This window comes from Streptomyces tirandamycinicus, from assembly GCF_003097515.1.
Classification (GTDB): Bacteria; Actinomycetota; Actinomycetes; order Streptomycetales; family Streptomycetaceae; genus Streptomyces; species Streptomyces tirandamycinicus.
Map to the genome: position 1 here is coordinate 4,230,582 of NZ_CP029188.1, position 18,572 is coordinate 4,249,153.

Sequence of the window (18,572 nt, forward strand, 5' to 3'; positions counted from 1 at the left end):
CGCGGCGGAACTGTTAACCCGGACGCCTCCCCGGCGCCCCCCGGGCGCTTTCGCCTTTCGTCGACGCGCTGTTAACCATCTGTTGCTGCCCAGTTGGGCCGCCGAGCCGAATGCCTTTCTAACGTCCTCGACGTGCCATCACGTACCAGCCAGGCGCCGCGCGTCGCCGTGCTCGCCGACTCCGACACCCGGTGGAAGTGGGGTGCGCTCACCGCGCGCCGCATCGCCGCCGCTGACCACCCCGGCCGCCCCGCCGAAACGGCCGGGTTCCTGCTGCGGGGGAGGGCGACGCCCACCGCGCGGCAGCTCGCCGAGGTCGGCGTCGGGACGGACTCCGTGCGCGAGGTCACCGGCGCCCAGTTCCTCCGGGCGATCCGCGACGAGGGGTACGACGTCGTCGTCCTCGCCCTCGTCGGCGGCGCCGTGCAGGCCATGCTCCACGGCATCGCGGCCCTGCGGCTGCCCCGCCGGCCCGTGCTGGTCACCGGCTACGTCGGCGTCGTCTACGAGAAGCTCGCCGACGGGCTGCTGCTGCGGCACGGCGCGGACGTCGTGCTCGCCAACTCCCGCCACGACGCGGACCGGTTCCGCGCCGTGTACGAGGGCGTCGGCGCCGACGCCTCGGCGGTGACCGAGGCCGCGCTGCCGTTCCTCGGCGGAGCCCCGTACGAGCGGCGGGAGGGCCGGGACACGGTCGTCTTCGCCGTCCAGCCGTCCGTCCCGGAGAGCCGGGCCGACCGGATGTACCTGCTCGACAGGCTCGCCGGGCACGCCAGGCTCCACCCCTCCCGCGAGGTGCTGCTCAAGCTCCGCTCCCGGCCCGGGGAGCACACCACGCACCTGGAGGAGCTGCCGTACCAGCGGCTCGCCGAGCGGCTCCCCGGCGGGCTGCCGCCGAACCTCAGCCTCGTGTACGGGCACATGGGCGAGGTCCTGGACCGGACCGACCTGCTGGTCACCGTCTCCTCGACCGCCGCGCTCGAAGCGCTCCACCGGCGCGTCCCCACCGCGATCCTCACCGACCTCGGCGTCCGCGAGGCGCTGGGCAACCACCACTTCCTCGGCTCCGGGCTGCTCACCTCCTGGGACCGGCTCGACGCCGGGCACCGGCCCGAACCGGACGAGGAGTGGCTGGCCCGGCAGGGCGTGGCCGCCGACGGGACGTACGAGAAGGCCTTCGACGCGGCCCGTGAACGCGTCGCCGGACTGCTGCGGCAGCCGGAGCTGCCGCCCGTCGCCCCGTACTACACCCCCGCGACGGCACCCGGCTATCTGCCGGGGATCCTCGCCCGCCACCGCCTCGCCGCGGACGGCGGCCCACTGCCCGGAGCCGCTCCGGCCGACGAGCCCACCGGGCTGCACCGGGTCCTGCGCGACGCGGTGCGCGGCGTGGCACGCGGCGCCTACCGCCACGGCGTGCAGCGCGTGGCGCCCGTCATCCGCCGGATGGGCGAGCTGTGACCGACCCGAAGGTTCGAAGGAGTCCCACCCCATGACCACCGTCCTCGCCGTGATCCCCGCCAGGGGCGGCTCCAAGGGTGTGCCCGGCAAGAACCTCGCCGCGGTCGGCGGCGTCCCGCTCGTCGCGCGTGCCGTACGGGCCTGCGCCGGTTCCCCCCTGGTCACGGATGTCGTGGTGTCCACCGACGACCCGGCGATCGCGGACGCCGTGCGGGCGGCCGGATCGGCCCTCGGCGCGGCCGGCCGGGTGCACTGCGTCGACCGCCCGGCGGACATCGCGGGCGACACCGCGACCAGCGAGTCCGCGGTGCTCCACGCCATGGAAGCCTACGAGGCGGCGCACGGCCGCACCGTCGACGTGGTCCTCCTCGTCCAGTGCACCAGCCCCTTCCTGACCAGCGACGACATCGACAGGGTCGCCTCCGCGGTGGCGAAGGACGGCGCGGACACCGCGGTCACGGTCGCCCCGTTCCACGCCTTCGTCTGGCGCCGCGGACCGGCGGCGACGGACACCCCCGCACCCGCCGGCACACCCGCGCCCGCCGGTACTCCTGCGCCCGCCGGCACTCCTGCGCTCTTCGGCACCCTCGAACCCGCCGCCGCCCGACCGGCGACGGACGCCCCAGCACCCGTCGGCACCCCCGCGCCCGCCGGCACCCCCGCACCCGCCGGGGCCAACGGCGCCGCCGGGGACGACGGCCGGGGTGTCAACCACGACAAGAGCCACCGCCCCCGCCGCCAGGACCGGCCCGAGGACTTCCTGGAGACCGGCGCCGCGTACGCCATGGACGCGCGGGGCCTCCGCGTCCACGGGCACCGGTTCTTCGGGCGCACCGCGCTCGTCGAGACCGACCCCGCGCGGGTCCTGGAGATCGACGACCCGCACGACCTCGCCCGGGCCCGCGCCCTGGCGCCGCTGCTCGACCCGGCGGTCGTCCCCACCCGCGCGGACGTCGACGCCGTCGTCCTCGACTTCGACGGCACCCAGACCGACGACCGCGTCCTCATCGACTCCGACGGCCGCGAGCTCGTCGCCGTGCACCGCGGCGACGGCCTCGGTATCGCCGCGCTGCGCCGCGCCGGGCTGAAGCTGCTGATCCTCTCCACCGAACAGAACCCCGTCGTCGCGGCCCGCGCCCGCAAGCTCAACCTCCCCGTCCTGCACGGCATCGACCGCAAGGACGCCGCCCTGAAGCGGTGGTGCGAGGAGAGCGGCGTCGCGCCCGAGCGGGTCCTCTACGCCGGCAACGACGTCAACGACCTGCCCTGCTTCGGGCTCGTCGGCTGGCCCGTCGCCGTCGCGAGCGCGCACGACTCCGTGCGTGCCGCAGCGCGCGCCGTCACCACCACCCCCGGTGGCGCCGGCGCCGTCCGGGAGATCGCCGCCTGGCTTCTCGGTCCCACCCTCATCACCCCCACCCAGTAAGCCGAACCGTAAGGAACCCCGTCATGAACCCCCGTCTGCGCACCCTCGGCAGCAAGACCGCCGGTCCCGGCCGGCCCGTCTACGTCACCGGTGAGATCGGCATCAACCACAACGGCGACCTGGACAACGCCTTCGCGCTGATCGACGCCGCCGCCGACGCGGGCTGCGACGCGGTCAAGTTCCAGAAGCGCACCCCGGAGATCTGCACGCCCCGCGACCAGTGGGACATCGAGCGCGACACCCCGTGGGGCCGGATGACGTACATCGACTACCGCCACCGTGTGGAGTTCGGCGAGGACGAGTACCGGGCCATAGACGCGCACTGCCGTGAGCGCGGCATCGACTGGTTCGCCTCCCCGTGGGACACCGAGGCCGTCGCCTTCCTGGAGAAGTTCGACGTTCCCGCCCACAAGGTGGCCTCGGCCTCCCTCACGGACGACGAGCTGCTGCGCGAGCTGCGCGCCACCGGCAGGACGGTCATCCTCTCCACCGGCATGTCGACGCCGAAGCAGATCAGGCACGCCGTGGAGGTCCTCGGCAGCGAGAACATCCTCCTCTGCCACGCCACCTCGACGTACCCGGCCAAGGCCGAGGAGCTGAACCTCCGCGTCATCAACACCCTGATGCAGGAGTACCCGAACGTCCCGATCGGCTACTCCGGGCACGAGACCGGTCTGCAGACCACCCTCGCGGCCGTCGCGCTGGGCGCCGCGTTCGTCGAGCGCCACATCACCCTCGACCGCGCCATGTGGGGCTCGGACCAGGCCGCCTCCGTCGAGCCCGGCGGTCTGCAGCGCATGGTCCGCGACATCCGCACCATCGAGGCCGCGCTCGGCGACGGCGTGAAGAAGGTCTACGACTCCGAGCTCGCCCCGATGAAGAAGCTCCGCCGCGTCCCCGGCGTCGTCGCCGAGGCCCAGTCCGAGTCCGGGGCCCAGTCCGGGGCCGAGTCCGGGGCCGAGGGCAGCGAGCGGGCCGAGCCGGTCGCGGTCTGACGACCATGGACCTCGCCTTCGTCGAGAGCCCGGTCCAGCTGCTCAACGTCCTGGAGTGGGCACACGCGCCCGCCCCGGACGCGGTCCCCGCCCAGCCGGGACCGGACGCGGCCCGGGGCGGGAGGGCCCGCGGCGGCGAACCGACGGACGCGGCGCGCGGTGGCGAACCGACGGACGCGGTCCGCGGTGGCGAACCGACGGACGCGGTCCGCGGTGGCGAACCGACCGTCGCGGTCCGCGGCGGCGACCTGATGGTCGTCGTGCTCTCGCCCACCGACCCCATGTCCCGCGGGCAGCTCCGCCGGATGGCCGAGCTGGCGCGCGACGAGGGGATCACGGTGCGCTGGCAGGAGGCCCGGGGCGGCGCGGACGCGGTCGTGCGGACCGTGCGCGCGCTGGGCCCCGAGCTGCGGCGGGCCGAGCGCATCGTCATCGGCGACCCGTTCTCCCGCTACGTGCAGCTCCTGCTCACCCTGGTGGGGACCAGGCGGCTGACGGTGGTCGACGACGGCACGGCGACCATGGAGTTCGTGGCGCAGCTGACGCGCGGCGAGCGGCTGGTGCGCTGGCACCGGCGCGGCCGCCGCGGCCCGCGCGAGCTGCTGCTCGCGCCGGTCTCGGCGGCCGCCCGGCGGCGGCTCACCCCGTCGGGCCGCCGCGAGGTGGAGCTCTTCACCGCGATGCCCGTGGAGGAGGCCCCGGAGGGCATCACCGTCACCGCGAACCGCTTCCGGTGGACCCGCTCGCGGTTCGGCCCGCCGCTGCTCACCCGGGGCGCGGACCTGGTGGGGACCTCGCTCGTGGAGACCGGAGTGGTCGATCCCGAGCCGTATCTGGAGGCCGTCGGCTCGCTCGCCCGGGCGCACGGCGCCACCCGCTACTTCGCCCATCGCCGGGAGGGCACGGACAAGCTGCACCGGCTGGCCGCCGCCACCGGTCTGGAGATCGTCCGGCCCGATCTCCCGCTGGAGCTGATCGCCCGGCGCGGCCCGGTCGGACGTACGGTGCTGAGCTTCCCCTCCACCGTCGTGCACACCCTGCCGCTCGCGCTGGCGGGCACCGGTGTGACGGTGGCGGTGTGCGACATAGCGCCGGAGTGGCTGAGGGACACGGCGTCCCCCCGGGCCCAGGGCTTCCTGGCGGGGGTCACCGGAACGGCGCGGCATGTGCACCGGCTCTCGGCGCCCGCCTGAGCCGCGGGGGACCAGGCAGACGGACCAGGGCCCGGGGCCGCGAGCGGCCCGGAGCGCCGGAGACGGTGGGGGTGGTCAGGAGACCGGCAGGACGGGCCCCGCAGCCCGGTCCGTCCGGACCGGGGCCGGGACCGGGGCCCCGCGCCGCCCACGGCTGACCGTACGGCGCACGGCGCCCGCGCGGGACGGGCTGCGGGGCGGGCCGGCCGGTGCGGAGGGGCCCGGTGGACGGGCCCGCCCGTCGTACGGACGTTCCCGCCGCCCGGCCCCGGGTACCCGTACGGGCGACGTACGGGCGACACGGACGAGACAGGAGGGCGGAGAGTCCATATCGTGGTCAGGAGCGGGTGAGCTTACCCACACCGAACGTCGGCCATGCGTCGTCAGACGCATTCTCTTCCCCCTATAGGGCTGAACTTTTGTTGATCTCGAGTTAGTTGGGCCTTGAAGGGGCCTACTCTTCAACGGGTGAACCAGTTGATGTCCCGCGAGCCCGACGCCGGCCTCCCCGGCGAAGCCGAGTTGCCCGGCGACCACGTTCTGCCCGGCACGCTGCCCGACGCCCTGCGCAACGAACTCATCGCCTTCCGCCGGGACTTGCACATGCACCCGGAACTGGGGAACCAGGAGTTCCGCACGACTGCCGCGATCAAGGCGCGGCTGGAGGCCGCCGGCCTGCACCCGCAGGTGCTCTCGACCGGCACCGGACTCGTGTGCGACGTGGGTACGGACCGGGTGCGGCCCATGCTCGCGCTGCGCGCCGACATCGACGGCCTGCCGATCCCGGACACCAAGGTGGGAGTGCCGTACCGCTCGACCGTGCCGGACCGGGCCCATGCCTGCGGCCACGACGTGCACACCACGGTGGTCCTCGGCGCCGGGCTGGTCCTCGCCGACCTCGACCGGCAGGGGCTGCTGCCCCACCCGGTGCGGCTGATCTTCCAGCCCGCGGAGGAGGTGCTGCCGGGCGGCGCGGCCGACGCGATCGAGTCCGGGGTGCTGGACGGCGTGGGCCGGATCATCGCCGTGCACTGCGACCCCCGTGTGGACGCCGGCCGGATCGGGCTGCGCATCGGCCCGATCACCTCGGCGTGCGACCGGCTGGAGATCACCCTCGACGGGCCCGGCGGCCACACCGCCCGCCCGCATCTGACCACGGACCTGGTCACGGCCGCCGCCAAGATCGTCACCGAGGTCCCCGCGCTGCTGGCGCGCCGGGTCGACACCCGTTCCGGACTCGCCCTGACCTGGGGCCGCATCGAGTCCGGGCACGCCTGCAACGTGATCCCGCAGCACGCGGAGCTCGCAGGCACCGTCCGCTGCCTGGACCTGCCGGCCTGGCGGGAGGCCCCGGACCTGGTGCACGCGGCGGTCGACGAGATCGCGACCCTGCACCGGGCGAAGTCCCAGATCAACTACATCCGCGGGGTGCCGCCCGTGGTCAACGACCCCGTGGTCGCCGAGCTGCTGCACGACGCCCACGCCGCGCGGCGCGGATCGCAGGCGATCGAGGACACCGAGCAGAGCCTCGGCGGCGAGGACTTCTCCTGGTACCTGGAACACGTCCCGGGCGCCATGGCCCGCCTGGGCGTCCGTGCCCCGGGGTCGGGCACCCGTCTCGACCTGCACCGGGGCGACTTCGATGTGGACGAGGAGGCCATCCGTGTCGGCGTCGAACTCTTCACCGCGGCGGCGCTGCTTGACGAACACCGATCGTAACCGGACAGTTCACCTTGTGTTCGCCGAACGCGACGATCCGATAACGGCTGTCGAACACGTCTTTACCTGACATCTACGCGCGTTACGATCGCCGCAAAACCAGCGCCGGAAGTGGCGCTTTCGGTCAGGTTTATAAGGAGCTCCTCAGTGCGCCGGATCACCAGGATCGCCACCGTGGGCATAGCGTCCGCGGCTCTCGCGCTGTCCGCCACCGCGTGTGGCGGCAAGACCTCGTCCGAGGCCGGCTCGGACGGTGGTACCAAGGCGGCCATCGCCTACGACATCGGCGGCCGCGGCGACCAGTCGTTCAACGACGCCGCCTACGCGGGCCTCGCCAAGGCCGAGAAGGAGCTCGGTGTCAAGGGCACCGAGGCCGAGCCCAGCGAGGGCGAGGCGGACCCGGACAAGGTCCAGCGCCTCACGTCGCTGGCCCGCGCCGGGAACAACCCGGTGATCGGCGTCGGCTTCGCCTACGCTCCGGCCATCGCCGAGGTCGCTCCGAAGTTCCCGGACACCACCTTCGGTCTCATCGACGACACCTCCAAGACCGGCAAGAACATCGCCAACCTGGTCTTCAACGAGGAGCAGGGCTCCTACCTGGCCGGTGTCGCCGCCGCCAAGGTGACGAAGTCCAACACCGTCGGCTTCATCGGCGGCGTCGAGACCCCGCTGATCAAGAAGTTCGAGGCGGGCTACGTCCAGGGCGTCAAGGACACCAACAAGAACGTCAACGTCAAGGTCCAATACCTGACCCAGCCGCCGGACTTCGGTGGCTTCTCGAAGCCGGACCTCGGCAAGGCCGCGGCGGAGGGCCAGCTCGACGCCGGCGCCGACGTGATCTACGCCGCCGCCGGTCTCGCGGGCTCCGGCTCGATCGAGGCGGCCGCCAAGGCCAAGAAGTGGGCCATCGGCGTCGACTCGGACCAGTACAACCAGCAGGGCCTGGCCGCGTACAAGGAGTCCATCCTCACCTCGGTGACGAAGGACGTCTCGGACGCCGTCTTCAACCTCATCAAGTCGGTCAAGGACGGCAAGCCGCAGTCCGGTGAGATCCGCTACGGCCTGGACAAGGACGGCGTGGGCCTGGCCACCTCCAACCCGGCCTTCACCAAGATGGCCGACGTCACCGCCGCGGTCGAGAAGGCCAAGGCCGACATCATCGCCGGCAAGATCGAGGTCAAGACCGCTCCGTAACCGAGCGGCCCGATCCGATGGTCCCCGGGTCCGGAAGGGCAGCGCGAGCCGCCCTTCCGGACCCCGGGCCGGGTTCTGGCCATCGGTTTTCGCTATTCGATATCGCTACGCGCGTAGAGCCCCTGTGGGCGCGGTAACTTCGCCCCACTCCCTGCCCGCGACACCCTCGTGGCGTCCGCCCTGCCCACTGCTTCTCGCTCCTTCCCCGCCAAGGAGAGTGCGTCATCAACGCGTCCAGTCCGTCAACGCCGCCGGCTGTAGAACTGCGCGGCATCACCAAGCGCTTCCCCGGCGTCGTCGCCAACCACGACATCGACATCACCATCGGCAAGGGCACGGTCCACGCCCTCGTCGGTGAGAACGGTGCCGGCAAGTCGACCCTGATGAAGATCCTCTACGGCATGCAGAAGCCGGACGAGGGGACCATCACGATCGACGGCAGGCAGGTCGGCTTCCACAGCCCGGCCGATGCCATCGCGGCCGGTATCGGCATGGTCCACCAGCACTTCATGCTGGCGGACAACCTCACCGTGCTCGAGAACGTCGTACTCGGCGGCGAGAAGCTGTACGGGATCGGGGCGAAGGCCCGCAACAAGATCAAGGAGATCTCCGACGCGTACGGGCTGAACATCCGCCCGGACGTCCTCGTCGAGCAGCTCGGCGTCGCCGACCGCCAGCGCGTCGAGATCCTCAAGGTGCTCTACCGGGGCGCCCGCACCCTCATCCTCGACGAGCCGACCGCGGTGCTGGTCCCGCAGGAGGTCGACGCGCTCTTCGACAACCTCCGCGAGCTCAAGGCCGAGGGCCTGACCGTCATCTTCATCTCCCACAAGCTGGGCGAGGTGCTCTCGGTCGCCGACGAGATCACCGTCATCCGCCGCGGCACCACCGTCGGCACCGCCGACCCGCGTACCACCACCCCCAAGCAGCTCGCCGAGCTGATGGTGGGCAGCGAGCTGCCCTCGCCGGAGACCCGCGAGTCGACCGTGACCGACGTGCCGATGCTGGACGTCGACGGGCTGCGGCTGACCGCGACCGACCCCGACGGCGTCGTCCGCGAGGTCCTCGACGGCATCACCCTCACCATCCACAAGGGCGAGGTCATGGGCATCGCCGGTGTCGAGGGCAACGGCCAGACCGAGCTCATCGAGGCGCTGATGGGCATGCGCGACCCCGACGGCGGCGTCATCACCCTCGACGGGACGGACATCTCGCACGCCCCGACCCGCAAGCGCCGCGAGGACGGCATCGGGTACATCCCCGAGGACCGCCACCGCCACGGCCTGCTGCTCGAATCGCCGCTCTGGGAGAACCGCATCCTCGGCCACGTCACCGAGCGGCCCAACAGCGTCAAGGGCCTGCTCGACCTCAAGGCGGCCCGCAAGGACACCGAGCGGATCGTCCGCGAGTACGACGTCCGCACCCCCGGCATCGAGGTCACGGCCGCGTCCCTGTCCGGCGGCAACCAGCAGAAGCTGATCGTCGGCCGCGAGATGAGCCACCACCCCAAGCTGCTGATCGCCGCCCACCCCACCCGGGGCGTGGACGTCGGCGCGCAGGCGCAGATCTGGGACCAGATCCGCGAGGCGCGGCGGGAGGGCCTGGCGGTGCTGCTGATCTCCGCCGACCTGGACGAGCTCATCGGGCTCTCCGACACCCTGCGGGTGATGTACCGCGGCCGGCTGGTCGCGGACGCCGACCCCGCCACGATCACCCCCGAGGAGCTGGGCTCGGCCATGACCGGCGCCGCCACCGGCCACCTCGAGCACAACGAGAACGGTGAGGGCCGATGAAGAAGTTCGACAAGGACCGGCTGCTCCTCGGCATCGCCGGCCCGGGCCTCGCCCTGGTCGTGGCGTTCCTGCTCACCTCCGTGGTGCTGCTCGTCTCGGACCGCGACCCGATCGAGCCGTACCGGCTGATGTTCCAGACGGCCGAGTTCACGGACGTCCAGGTCAACATCCTCAACCAGGCCGGCACGTACTACCTCGCCGCGCTCGCCGTGGCCGTCGGCTTCCGGATGAACCTGTTCAACATCGGTGTGGACGGCCAGTACCGCCTCGCCGTGATGCTCGCCGCCGTGGTCGGCGCGTCCGTCGAACTGCCCGGCCCGCTGCACATCCTGCTGATCGTGATCGTCGCCATGCTGGTCGGGGCGCTCTGGGCCGGTATCGCCGGAATCCTGAAGACCACCCGCGGGGTCAGCGAGGTCGTCTCCACGATCATGCTCAACGCGATCGCCACCAGCCTGATCGCCTGGATGATCCTCCCCGCCAACCTCGGCGAGCAGCTGCCCGGCTCGAACGACCTGACCACCGGCGAGATCGCCGAGTCCGGCTGGTTCCCGGGCCTGGCGATGGAGGGCGGGACCGTCTACGGCTTCACCCTCGTGGCCTTCGCCCTCGGCATCGTCTACTGGTTCGTGCTCAACCGCACCCGCTTCGGCTTCGACCTGCGCGCGACCGGTGCCAGCGAGTCCGCGGCCCAGGCGAGCGGTGTCGACTCCAAGAAGATGATCCTCACCGCCATGCTGATCTCGGGCGCGATGGCCGGTCTCGTCGGTATGCCGCTGCTGCTGGGCCAGACCCACACGTACAGCCTGAGCTTCCCGGCCGGCGTCGGCTTCACCGGCATCACCATCGCCCTGCTGGGCCGCAACAACCCGATCGGCATCTTCTTCGCCGCGCTCCTCATCTCCTTCATCGAGAAGACCTCGGCCGACCTGGACCAGTTCGGTTACGAGAAGGAGATCGCGACGATCATGCAGGGACTCATCGTGATCTCGGTCGTCGTGTCCTACGAACTGGTCCGCCAGTACGGGCTCCGCCGCCAGCAGCAGAAGGTCGGCGAGGAACTCGCCGCCCAGGCCCGCAGGAACAAGGAAGAGGTTGCGCTGTGAGTGACGCGCGCGCGGCCGGCGGGCCGCAGACGACGACGAAGGCCGCGGCGCTGCGCCGCGGGAGCGGAGAACGGGTCACCACCCAGGCGCCGGCGCCGGGGGAGAACGAAATGAGGACGGCATGAGCGAGTCCACGAGCACGGTCTCGATGACGAGCACCGCGCCCCGGAAGGGCGGTGGACGCCCCACGCTGTCGCTGCCCGTCATCCTGCTGGTCATCGCGGCCGGTCTCGCGCTGTTCTCGCTGGTCCGCGTGATCAGCGGAGCCAACGACCTGACCTCGGTCGGCCAGGTCTCCGGAGCCCTCCAGCTGGCCGTCCCGATCGGCCTCGCCGGACTCGGCGGCCTGTGGGCCGAACGGGCCGGTGTGATCAACATCGGCCTCGAAGGCATGATGATCATGGGCACCTGGTTCGGTGCCTGGGCCGGGTTCCAGTGGGGCCCCTGGACCGGCGTCCTGATGGGCGTCGTCGGCGGCGCGCTCGGCGGCCTGCTGCACGCGATCATGACGGTGACGTTCAACGTGAACCACATCGTCTCCGGTGTGGCCATCAACATCCTCGCCGTCGGCGTCACCCGCTACCTGTCGAACTTCACCTTCGCCGAGGAGCCCGGCGGCTCCTCGAAGCAGTCCCCGCGCATCGACCAGATCCCCGAGATCACCATTCCCGGGCTCTCGGAGGCCCTGGCGGACCTCCAGGCCAAGCACTGGTTCTTCGTCTCCGACCTGGCGGGCGTGCTCGGCGGCCTGGTCACCGACCTCTCCCTGCTGACGGTCATCGCGCTGCTGCTGGTGCCCGCCACCTGGTGGATCCTCTGGCGCACCGGCTTCGGCCTGCGGCTGAGGTCCTGCGGTGAGAACCCCGTCGCCGCCGAAACCCTCGGCGTCAACGTCTACAAGTACAAGTACATCGCCGTGATCGCCTCCGGCGCGCTGGCCGGACTCGGCGGCGCCTTCCTCGTGATCGTCTCCACCGGCATCTACCAGGAGGGCCAGACCGGCGGCCGCGGCTACATCGGTCTCGCCGCGATGATCTTCGGCAACTGGATGCCGGGAGGAATGGCACTCGGCGCCGGGCTGTTCGGCTTCACCGACAGCCTCAAGCTGCGCGGCGGCGCGGAGAACGTCCACGCCATGCTCCTGCTGCTGGCGATCCTGCTGGTGCTGGCCTTCGCCTGGCAGCTGTACAAGAAGAAGTACTGGCAGGGCGCGATCTCCCTCGCCGTCGCCGGCATGCTCTTCGCCTGGTACGGGCTCACCGACGCGCTGCCCAGCCAGTTCGTGGACGCCGCCCCCTATGTCACCACCCTCCTGGTGCTCGCGCTGTCGGCGCAGCGCCTGCGGCCGCCGAAGGCCGACGGCCAGCCGTACAAGAAGGGGCAGGGCAAGTGACGCCCGGCCCCGCCCCGGCCGCCGAGGCCGGCGCCGTCGACTGGGCGGCCCTGCGGGAGGCGGCGCGGGACGCGATGTCCCACGCGTACGTCCCCTACTCGGGCTACCCGGTCGGCGCGGCCGCCCTCGTCGACGACGGGCGCACCGTCAGCGGCTGCAACGTCGAGAACGCCTCGTACGGCCTGTCGCTGTGCGCCGAGTGCGGACTCGTGTCGCAGCTGCAGGCCTCGGGCGGCGGCCGGCTCACGCACTTCACCTGTGTGGACGGCAACGGCGACGTACTGATGCCGTGCGGCCGCTGCCGCCAGCTGCTGTACGAGTTCGGCGGGCCCGCCATGCTGCTGGACACCGAGGCGGGCGTCCTGCCCCTCTCCGAGATGCTGCCCCTGGCCTTCGGCCCGCAGAAGCTCGGCCCGGGCAAGCCGGGCCCGGAGGGATTCGGCCCCGAGAGGCCCGGCCCCGAGAAGCTCGGCTAGCGCCCCGAGGGGCACTGGGCCCCGCAGCCACGACCCGGCGGCCCCTCCGCTGCTCCGGCGGAGGGGCCGCGACATTTCCGCACCACCTGGTTCGCACCCGGAAGGACCCCACAGCACATGGACGCCATCTCCGTCATCCGCACCAAGCGCGACCGAGGCGAACTCTCCCCCGAGCAGATCGACTGGGTCATCGACGCGTACACCCGCGGCGAGGTCGCCGACGAGCAGATGTCGGCGCTGGCGATGGCGATTCTGCTCAACGGCATGAACCGCGCCGAGATCGCCCGCTGGACCGCCGCCATGATCGCCTCCGGCGAGCGCATGGACTTCTCGTCGCTGTCCCGTCCGACCGCCGACAAGCACTCCACCGGAGGCGTGGGCGACAAGATCACGCTCCCGCTGGCGCCGCTGGTCGCCGCCTGCGGTGCCGCCGTGCCCCAGCTGTCCGGCCGCGGCCTCGGCCACACCGGCGGCACCCTCGACAAGCTGGAGTCCATCCCCGGCTGGCGGGCGCTGCTGTCCAACGAGGAGATGCTGCGGGTCCTCGACACCACCGGCGCGGTCATCTGCGCCGCCGGCGACGGGCTCGCCCCCGCCGACAAGAAGCTCTACGCGCTGCGCGACGTCACCGGCACCGTCGAGGCGATCCCGCTGATCGCCTCCTCGATCATGTCCAAGAAGATCGCCGAGGGCACCGGCTCGCTCGTGCTGGACGTGAAGGTGGGCTCCGGCGCCTTCATGAAGAGCATCGAGGACGCCCGGGAGCTGGCCTCCACCATGGTCGGCCTCGGCACGGACCACGGGGTGAGGACGGTGGCGCTGCTCACCGACATGTCCACGCCGCTCGGTCTCACCGCTGGCAACGCCCTGGAGGTCCGCGAGTCCGTCGAGGTGCTGGCGGGCGGGGGCCCCGCCGACGTCGTCGAGCTCACCCTCGCGCTGGCCCGCGAGATGCTCGACGCGGCCGGCGTCAAGGACGCCGACCCGGCGAAGGCCCTGGCCGACGGTTCGGCGATGGACGTCTGGCGCCGCATGATCGCCGCGCAGGGCGGCGACCCGGACGCCGCACTGCCGGTCGCCCGCGAGCAGCATGTGATCACCGCTCCGGCCTCGGGTGTGCTGACCCGCCTCGACGCCTACGAGGTCGGTGTCGCGGCCTGGCGCCTGGGCGCCGGCCGGGCCCGCAAGGAGGACCCGGTGCAGGCGGGTGCGGGCGTCGAACTGCACGCCAAGCCCGGCGACGAGGTCACCGCGGGCGCCCCGCTGATGACCCTGCACACGGACACCCCCGAGAAGTTCGACTACGCCCTGCGGTCCCTGGAGGGCTCCTTCGACATCGCCGCACCGGGCACCGCCCACGAGGCGACCCCGGTGGTGCTGGAGCGCATCGCCTGATCCGGGCTTGCGCGTCACCCGTCCCCGATGCGTTCCGGGGCGGTGACGTCCTCCCGGTCGCCGACCCGTTCCCGGTCGGCGACTTCCTTCGGGTGAACGGGACCGGTGGTGGGCCGCCGGTCCCGTTCGGCATGCTGGACTCGGTGACGCACCGACAGAGGAGACCGCCATGAGCGCACTCAGCGTCGACCCACCGGCCTCTCACGGCCAGGAGTGGGACGACCTCGTCCGTCTCTGGGAGGAGACGGACGCGCCCGAGGGCTGCAAGGTGGAGATCATCGAGGGGATCGTCACCGTGTCACCCACGCCTGCGAACAGCCACAACAGCGTCGCCCAGCGGGTCCAGCGGCAGCTGTACACGGTGATTCCCGAAGACTGGGGCGTCTACCAGACCCTGGCCGTGGCCATTCCCTCTCGGCTTGGCATGTTCATTCCGGATCTGGTCGTGGCGCCCGAGGCGGCTCTCGACGAACCCGGCCACTACATCCCTGCCGCAGCCGCCCTGCTCGTCGTCGAGATCACCTCGAAGTCCAACGCCAACCACGACCGGATCGAGAAGCTGCACGGCTATGCGACGGCCGGAGTGCCCTTGTATCTGCTGCTCGACAGCTGGCACTCGGGGCGGCCCACAGCGACCCTGTACGGACAGCCCAGGAACGCCATGTACCGCGCGCTCGACACGGTGAAGTACGGAGAAGGGCTGCGCATCCCCGCCCCCTTCGACCTCACGATCGACACCGGCGCCTTCCCCGCCGGCTGACAGCGCGCGCGGACTTCCCTGCCCGCCCCTGCCCGCCTCGCGCGGGATGTGACCGCGCGGCTCCGATGAGTTGCCGCGGCGGGCACGGTCTCCTCTCATGTGGACAGTGTCGAACAGCCGATCGTTCTGGAACTCGGCGACCGGATCACCCCGGCCGATGTGCCGCTGCTGTGCGCCCGGCTGCGGAGACATACCGCCGCGGATGACGGCACCGGCCGGGAGGTCGTGTGTGACGCGGGGCGGCTGGCCGTCGCCGATCTGACGGCCGTGAACGCCGTCGCACGGCTGCGGCTGACCGCGCGGAGACTGGGCCGGGAGCTGCGGCTGGTGAACGCCGGTCCCGAACTGCTCGCCCTGCTGGCCCTCGTCGGGCTGGACGACGGCGACCCGGGTTGGCCCGCGCCGGTCAGTCCCCGGAGCTGAGCCGCTCCGGCAGCCCGAACAGCGGGAACCACCGCTTGGCGTCCAGGAAGAAGTCCATCGCGCCGATCCTGCCGTCGGCGACCTCCAGCACGATCAGCGCCCAGGGTTCATAGCCCTCGCCGTCCTGGCCGGGGTGGTACTGCGCGAACGCGGGCGACCCGTTGGCCACCGTGGGGACCAGCTTGGAGCCGCGGCACACCTCGCCGACACCGAGCATCCAGCCCACGATGTCGTCGTGGCCGCGCAGCCACAGGTCGTACGGCGGCATGGACATGGTGGCGTCCTCGTGCAGCAGCGCCGTCAGCGCCGTCATGTCGTACCCCTCGAAGGCGGCGACATAGCGCTCCAGCAGCTTCTGCTGCTCCTCGTCGAGCGGGTCCGCCGGATCGGAGTCCGAGGGGGCGTACTCGGCGAGGGAGGCACGGGCCCTCTGGAGCGCGCTGTTGACCGAGGCGACGGACGTGTCCAGGAGTTCGGCGACCTCGGCGGCCTTCCACGCCAGCACCTCCCGCAGGATCAGCACCGCGCGCTGCTTCGCGGGCAGGCGCTGCAGCGCCGCGACGAACGCCAGCCTGATCGACTCGCGCTCCACCGCCGTGTCGGCCGGGTCGGCCACGGACGGCAGCACCCGCCCGTCCGGCACCGGCTCCAGCCAGGTGATCTCCGGACGGGCGGTGAGCCGGGCCTGCGCCACCGGGGTGGCCTCGGTCAGGTCCATCGGACGGGCCCGGCGGTTTCCCGCGTGCAGCATGTCCAGGCACACGTTGGTGGCGATGCGGTACAGCCAGGAACGCAGCGAGGACCTCCCCTCGAACTTCTCGAGGTTCTTCCAGGCCCGCACCATGGTGTCCTGGACCGCGTCCTCGGCCTCGAAGGCCGAGCCGAGCATGCGGTAGCAGTATCCGGTGAGCTCCTTCCGGTAGCCCTCCAGCCCGGATTCGAGGTCCTGTGCCGTCGCCTGATCACTCATGGGTCTGTCCCTGTCGCCGTCCGCTCCAGCCCTTCGGACGCTACAGGGGGGCACTGACAATGGGCCTCAGGTGCCGGGCTTGCGGCCGTAGACGTGCACGTCGTCCCCGTTCCGGAGCAGGTTCCAGTACGCCTTGGCGTCCGCCGGCCGCATATTGACGCAGCCCGCGGAGCCCGGCGGGTTGTACATGCTCTTGGTGACCGAGTGGAACGCCTGCCCGCCGTCGAAGAACTGCGAGTGCGGCATCCACACCTTGTAGAGCGTCGACCAGTGGTTGGCGCTGCGGTAGTAGATCCGCTTCGCGCCGGTCCGGGTCTCCGCGCCGTCCCGCCCGGTCCGCACCGGCACCGGCCCGTACGTCAGCTTCGCCCCGTCCTGGATCCAGCTCAGCTGCCTGGTCAGGTCGACGCAGGCGATGCGCCCCTTGTTGGTCGGGCACGCGCCGGCCTTGTTCGGGGTCGTGCCCGCGGCCCGCTGGGCGAGGATCGTGCTCATCGTGCGCCAGGTGACCGTACCCGCGTAGCCGATGGTCGGGGTGATCCCGTGCCAGCGCTGGAAGGTCTGGATCGCCTTGCAGTCCGACGGCGACTGCCGCCCGTCGACCTTCAGGCCCATGAACTTCTCGACCTCCTTCTGGTACGGCCCGGTCGACGTCGTGCACGACGCCGCCTGGGCCGGTGCGGCGCCGAGCGCGAGGCTCAGCGGCACCACCAGCCCCGCGACGCCGAGGGCGACGCCACCCCGTCTCCGTATGGTCCCCCACTGTCCTGTGCGGCCCACGGTCACCAACTCCCCTGTACGCCCGACGCGGTTGCCTTGACCTTTGGACGCGTGCGGGGGAGCCGTGGTTGTAGGGAGGAGGCCGTGAATTCGGCGGGTCTCGGCGGGGACGCGGCGGGACCCGGCGGATCTCCGCCACCGCCGTCACACCAGCCTCAGTGGCGCGCTGCCGCCGCGGAGAGCACGGGACGGCGTGCCCGCGCCCGCGCCGCGTACGACCCGTACAGCGTGATCGAGACGACCCCGAGCACCGCGAGCAGCCCCAGCAGGACCGTGCCCGCCCAGCCGCCGGAGTGGAAGGCGACCGCTCCGAGCGTGCCGCCCGCGCTGCTGCCCAGGTAGTACGCGGACTGGTACAGGGCCGAGGCCTGCGCGCGGCCCGTCGTCGCGGTCCGGCTGACCGAGGAGGAGGCCACCGCGTGCCCCGCGAAGAAGCCCGCCGTGATCAGCACCAGGCCCGGCAGCACCGCGGTCAGCGAGTCGGCGAGCGACAGCAGCAGACCCGCCGCCGTCGTGCCCACCGCCAGGTACAGCGCACCGCGCCTGCCGAGCCTCCCCACCAGGCGGCCCGCCGCGGCCGACGAGACCGTACCGACCAGATAGACCAGGAAGACGGAGCCGACGACCCCCTGGGGCAGGCCGAACGGGTCGTCCGCGAGTCGGTAGCCGATCACGGTGTAGACCGCGCCGAAGACCGTCATGAACAGCGCGCCGATCCCGTACAGCCGCATCAGCAGCGGGTCCGACAGATGGCCGCGGACGGTGCGCGCCAGCGCGCCCGGGTTCAGCGAACCGGGCGTGAAGTGCCGCGCCTTCGGCAGCAGCAGCCGGAACGCCACGGTGCAGACCACCGCCATCAGCCCGACCGCGGCGAGCGCCGCCCGCCAGCCCCACAGCTGCGCGACCCAGCCGGTCACGATCCGGCCGCTCATCCCGCCGATGCTGTTGCCCGCCACGAACAGCCCGATCGCCGCGATCAGAGCCTTCGGGCGCACCTCCTCCGCCAGGTACGCCATCGCCGAGGCGGGGATGCCCGCCAGCGCCGCGCCCTGCACCGCACGCAGCGCCACCAGCCACTCCGGGCCGGGTGCGAACGGCACCAGCAGCCCGAGGGCCGTCGCCACCACCAGGGACACCGTCATCAGCCGCACCCGGCCGAACCGCTCGGACAGCGCGCTGAGCGGCAGTACGCACAGGGCGAGCGCCCCGGTGGCCGCGGAGACGGTCCAGCTGGCCGCGCTCGCGGTCACGCCGAACTCGCCGGACACCGCGGGCAGCAGGGCCTGGGTGGAGTAGAGGAGGGCGAAGGCGGCGACGCCCGCGGCGAAGAGCGCGAGGCTCATCCGCCGGTAGCCGGGGACCCCGGGGGCGAGCCGGGGCGGGGTGGGTTCGGGGGACGGCGAGGAGAGGGCACCCACGGTGGTGGGCGCCCCGGTACTGGCGGAAGGCATACCTCGAAGGTAGACACGGCCTTTTGATGCGTCCAAT

17 protein-coding genes are annotated in these 18,572 nt (G+C 72.1%); 14 read left to right on the forward strand and 3 right to left on the reverse strand.

The features are described 5' to 3' along the window. Positions 1–132: 132 nt before the first annotated feature. The 14 genes from DDW44_RS18835 (at position 133) to DDW44_RS18895 (ending at position 15,334) form a co-directional block, all read left to right on the forward strand. Complete coding sequence (locus tag DDW44_RS18835) at positions 133–1,461, forward strand: DUF6716 putative glycosyltransferase (protein WP_208647977.1); 1,329 nt, start codon at positions 133–135, stop codon at positions 1,459–1,461. Positions 1,462–1,492: 31 nt separating this feature from the next. After that, a complete protein-coding gene (locus DDW44_RS18840) occupies positions 1,493–2,887 on the forward strand; it encodes an acylneuraminate cytidylyltransferase (protein WP_108907145.1) in 1,395 nt (464 codons plus the stop codon). Positions 2,888–2,910: 23 nt separating this feature from the next. Further along, positions 2,911–3,882 (forward strand): N-acetylneuraminate synthase family protein, encoded by a 972-nt coding sequence (locus DDW44_RS18845; protein ID WP_108907146.1) that lies wholly within the window; start codon positions 2,911–2,913, stop codon positions 3,880–3,882. A gap of 5 nt (positions 3,883–3,887) precedes the next feature. Beyond that, a complete protein-coding gene (locus tag DDW44_RS18850) occupies positions 3,888–5,075 on the forward strand; it encodes a hypothetical protein (RefSeq protein ID WP_108907147.1) in 1,188 nt (395 codons plus the stop codon). Between the two features lie 480 nt (positions 5,076–5,555). Then, the gene (locus DDW44_RS18855; RefSeq protein WP_108907148.1) at positions 5,556–6,794 is read left to right on the forward strand and encodes an amidohydrolase; all 1,239 of its coding nucleotides are present in this window, start codon (positions 5,556–5,558) and stop codon (positions 6,792–6,794) included. Between the two features lie 147 nt (positions 6,795–6,941). Beyond that, positions 6,942–7,988 carry a BMP family lipoprotein gene (locus DDW44_RS18860; RefSeq protein ID WP_018889219.1) on the forward strand — a complete coding sequence of 349 codons (1,047 nt, stop codon included), beginning with the start codon at positions 6,942–6,944 and terminating at the stop codon, positions 7,986–7,988. Between the two features lie 224 nt (positions 7,989–8,212). Continuing rightward, on the forward strand, positions 8,213–9,781 hold the full coding sequence (locus tag DDW44_RS18865; RefSeq protein WP_078503372.1) for an ABC transporter ATP-binding protein: 1,569 nt from the start codon (positions 8,213–8,215) through the stop codon (positions 9,779–9,781). Next, entirely contained in the window at positions 9,778–10,887 is a 1,110-nt protein-coding gene (locus DDW44_RS18870; RefSeq protein ID WP_108907149.1) for an ABC transporter permease, read from the forward strand. Before DDW44_RS18865 ends, DDW44_RS18870 begins: the two co-directional genes overlap by 4 nt. Next, positions 10,884–11,012 carry a hypothetical protein gene (locus DDW44_RS33220; protein ID WP_267806531.1) on the forward strand — a complete coding sequence of 43 codons (129 nt, stop codon included), beginning with the start codon at positions 10,884–10,886 and terminating at the stop codon, positions 11,010–11,012. Before DDW44_RS18870 ends, DDW44_RS33220 begins: the two co-directional genes overlap by 4 nt. Continuing rightward, complete coding sequence (locus DDW44_RS18875) at positions 11,009–12,280, forward strand: ABC transporter permease (protein WP_018889217.1); 1,272 nt, start codon at positions 11,009–11,011, stop codon at positions 12,278–12,280. Before DDW44_RS33220 ends, DDW44_RS18875 begins: the two co-directional genes overlap by 4 nt. Then, the gene (locus tag DDW44_RS18880) at positions 12,277–12,756 is read left to right on the forward strand and encodes a cytidine deaminase (RefSeq protein WP_108907150.1); all 480 of its coding nucleotides are present in this window, start codon (positions 12,277–12,279) and stop codon (positions 12,754–12,756) included. The genes DDW44_RS18875 and DDW44_RS18880 overlap by 4 nt, the downstream gene beginning before the upstream one ends. A gap of 117 nt (positions 12,757–12,873) precedes the next feature. Then, a complete protein-coding gene (locus DDW44_RS18885; protein WP_017946428.1) occupies positions 12,874–14,151 on the forward strand; it encodes a thymidine phosphorylase in 1,278 nt (425 codons plus the stop codon). Between the two features lie 169 nt (positions 14,152–14,320). Then, entirely contained in the window at positions 14,321–14,911 is a 591-nt protein-coding gene (locus DDW44_RS18890) for a Uma2 family endonuclease (protein WP_108907151.1), read from the forward strand. A gap of 99 nt (positions 14,912–15,010) precedes the next feature. Next, positions 15,011–15,334 carry an STAS domain-containing protein gene (locus tag DDW44_RS18895; RefSeq protein WP_108907152.1) on the forward strand — a complete coding sequence of 108 codons (324 nt, stop codon included), beginning with the start codon at positions 15,011–15,013 and terminating at the stop codon, positions 15,332–15,334. On the opposite strand, the gene DDW44_RS18900 is transcribed toward DDW44_RS18895, so the two are convergent. The 3 genes from DDW44_RS18900 to DDW44_RS18910 form a co-directional block, all read right to left on the reverse strand. Beyond that, positions 15,318–16,304, reverse strand: coding sequence for a sigma-70 family RNA polymerase sigma factor (locus tag DDW44_RS18900; protein ID WP_108907153.1), 987 nt, complete (start codon positions 16,302–16,304; stop codon positions 15,318–15,320). The genes DDW44_RS18895 and DDW44_RS18900 overlap by 17 nt on opposite strands. Before the next feature lie 66 nt (positions 16,305–16,370). Next, positions 16,371–17,057 carry a L,D-transpeptidase family protein gene (locus DDW44_RS18905; protein ID WP_026165059.1) on the reverse strand — a complete coding sequence of 229 codons (687 nt, stop codon included), beginning with the start codon at positions 17,055–17,057 and terminating at the stop codon, positions 16,371–16,373. 182 nt (positions 17,058–17,239) lie between these two features. Beyond that, a complete protein-coding gene (locus tag DDW44_RS18910) occupies positions 17,240–18,535 on the reverse strand; it encodes an MFS transporter (RefSeq protein WP_108907154.1) in 1,296 nt (431 codons plus the stop codon). Positions 18,536–18,572: the final 37 nt, after the last annotated feature.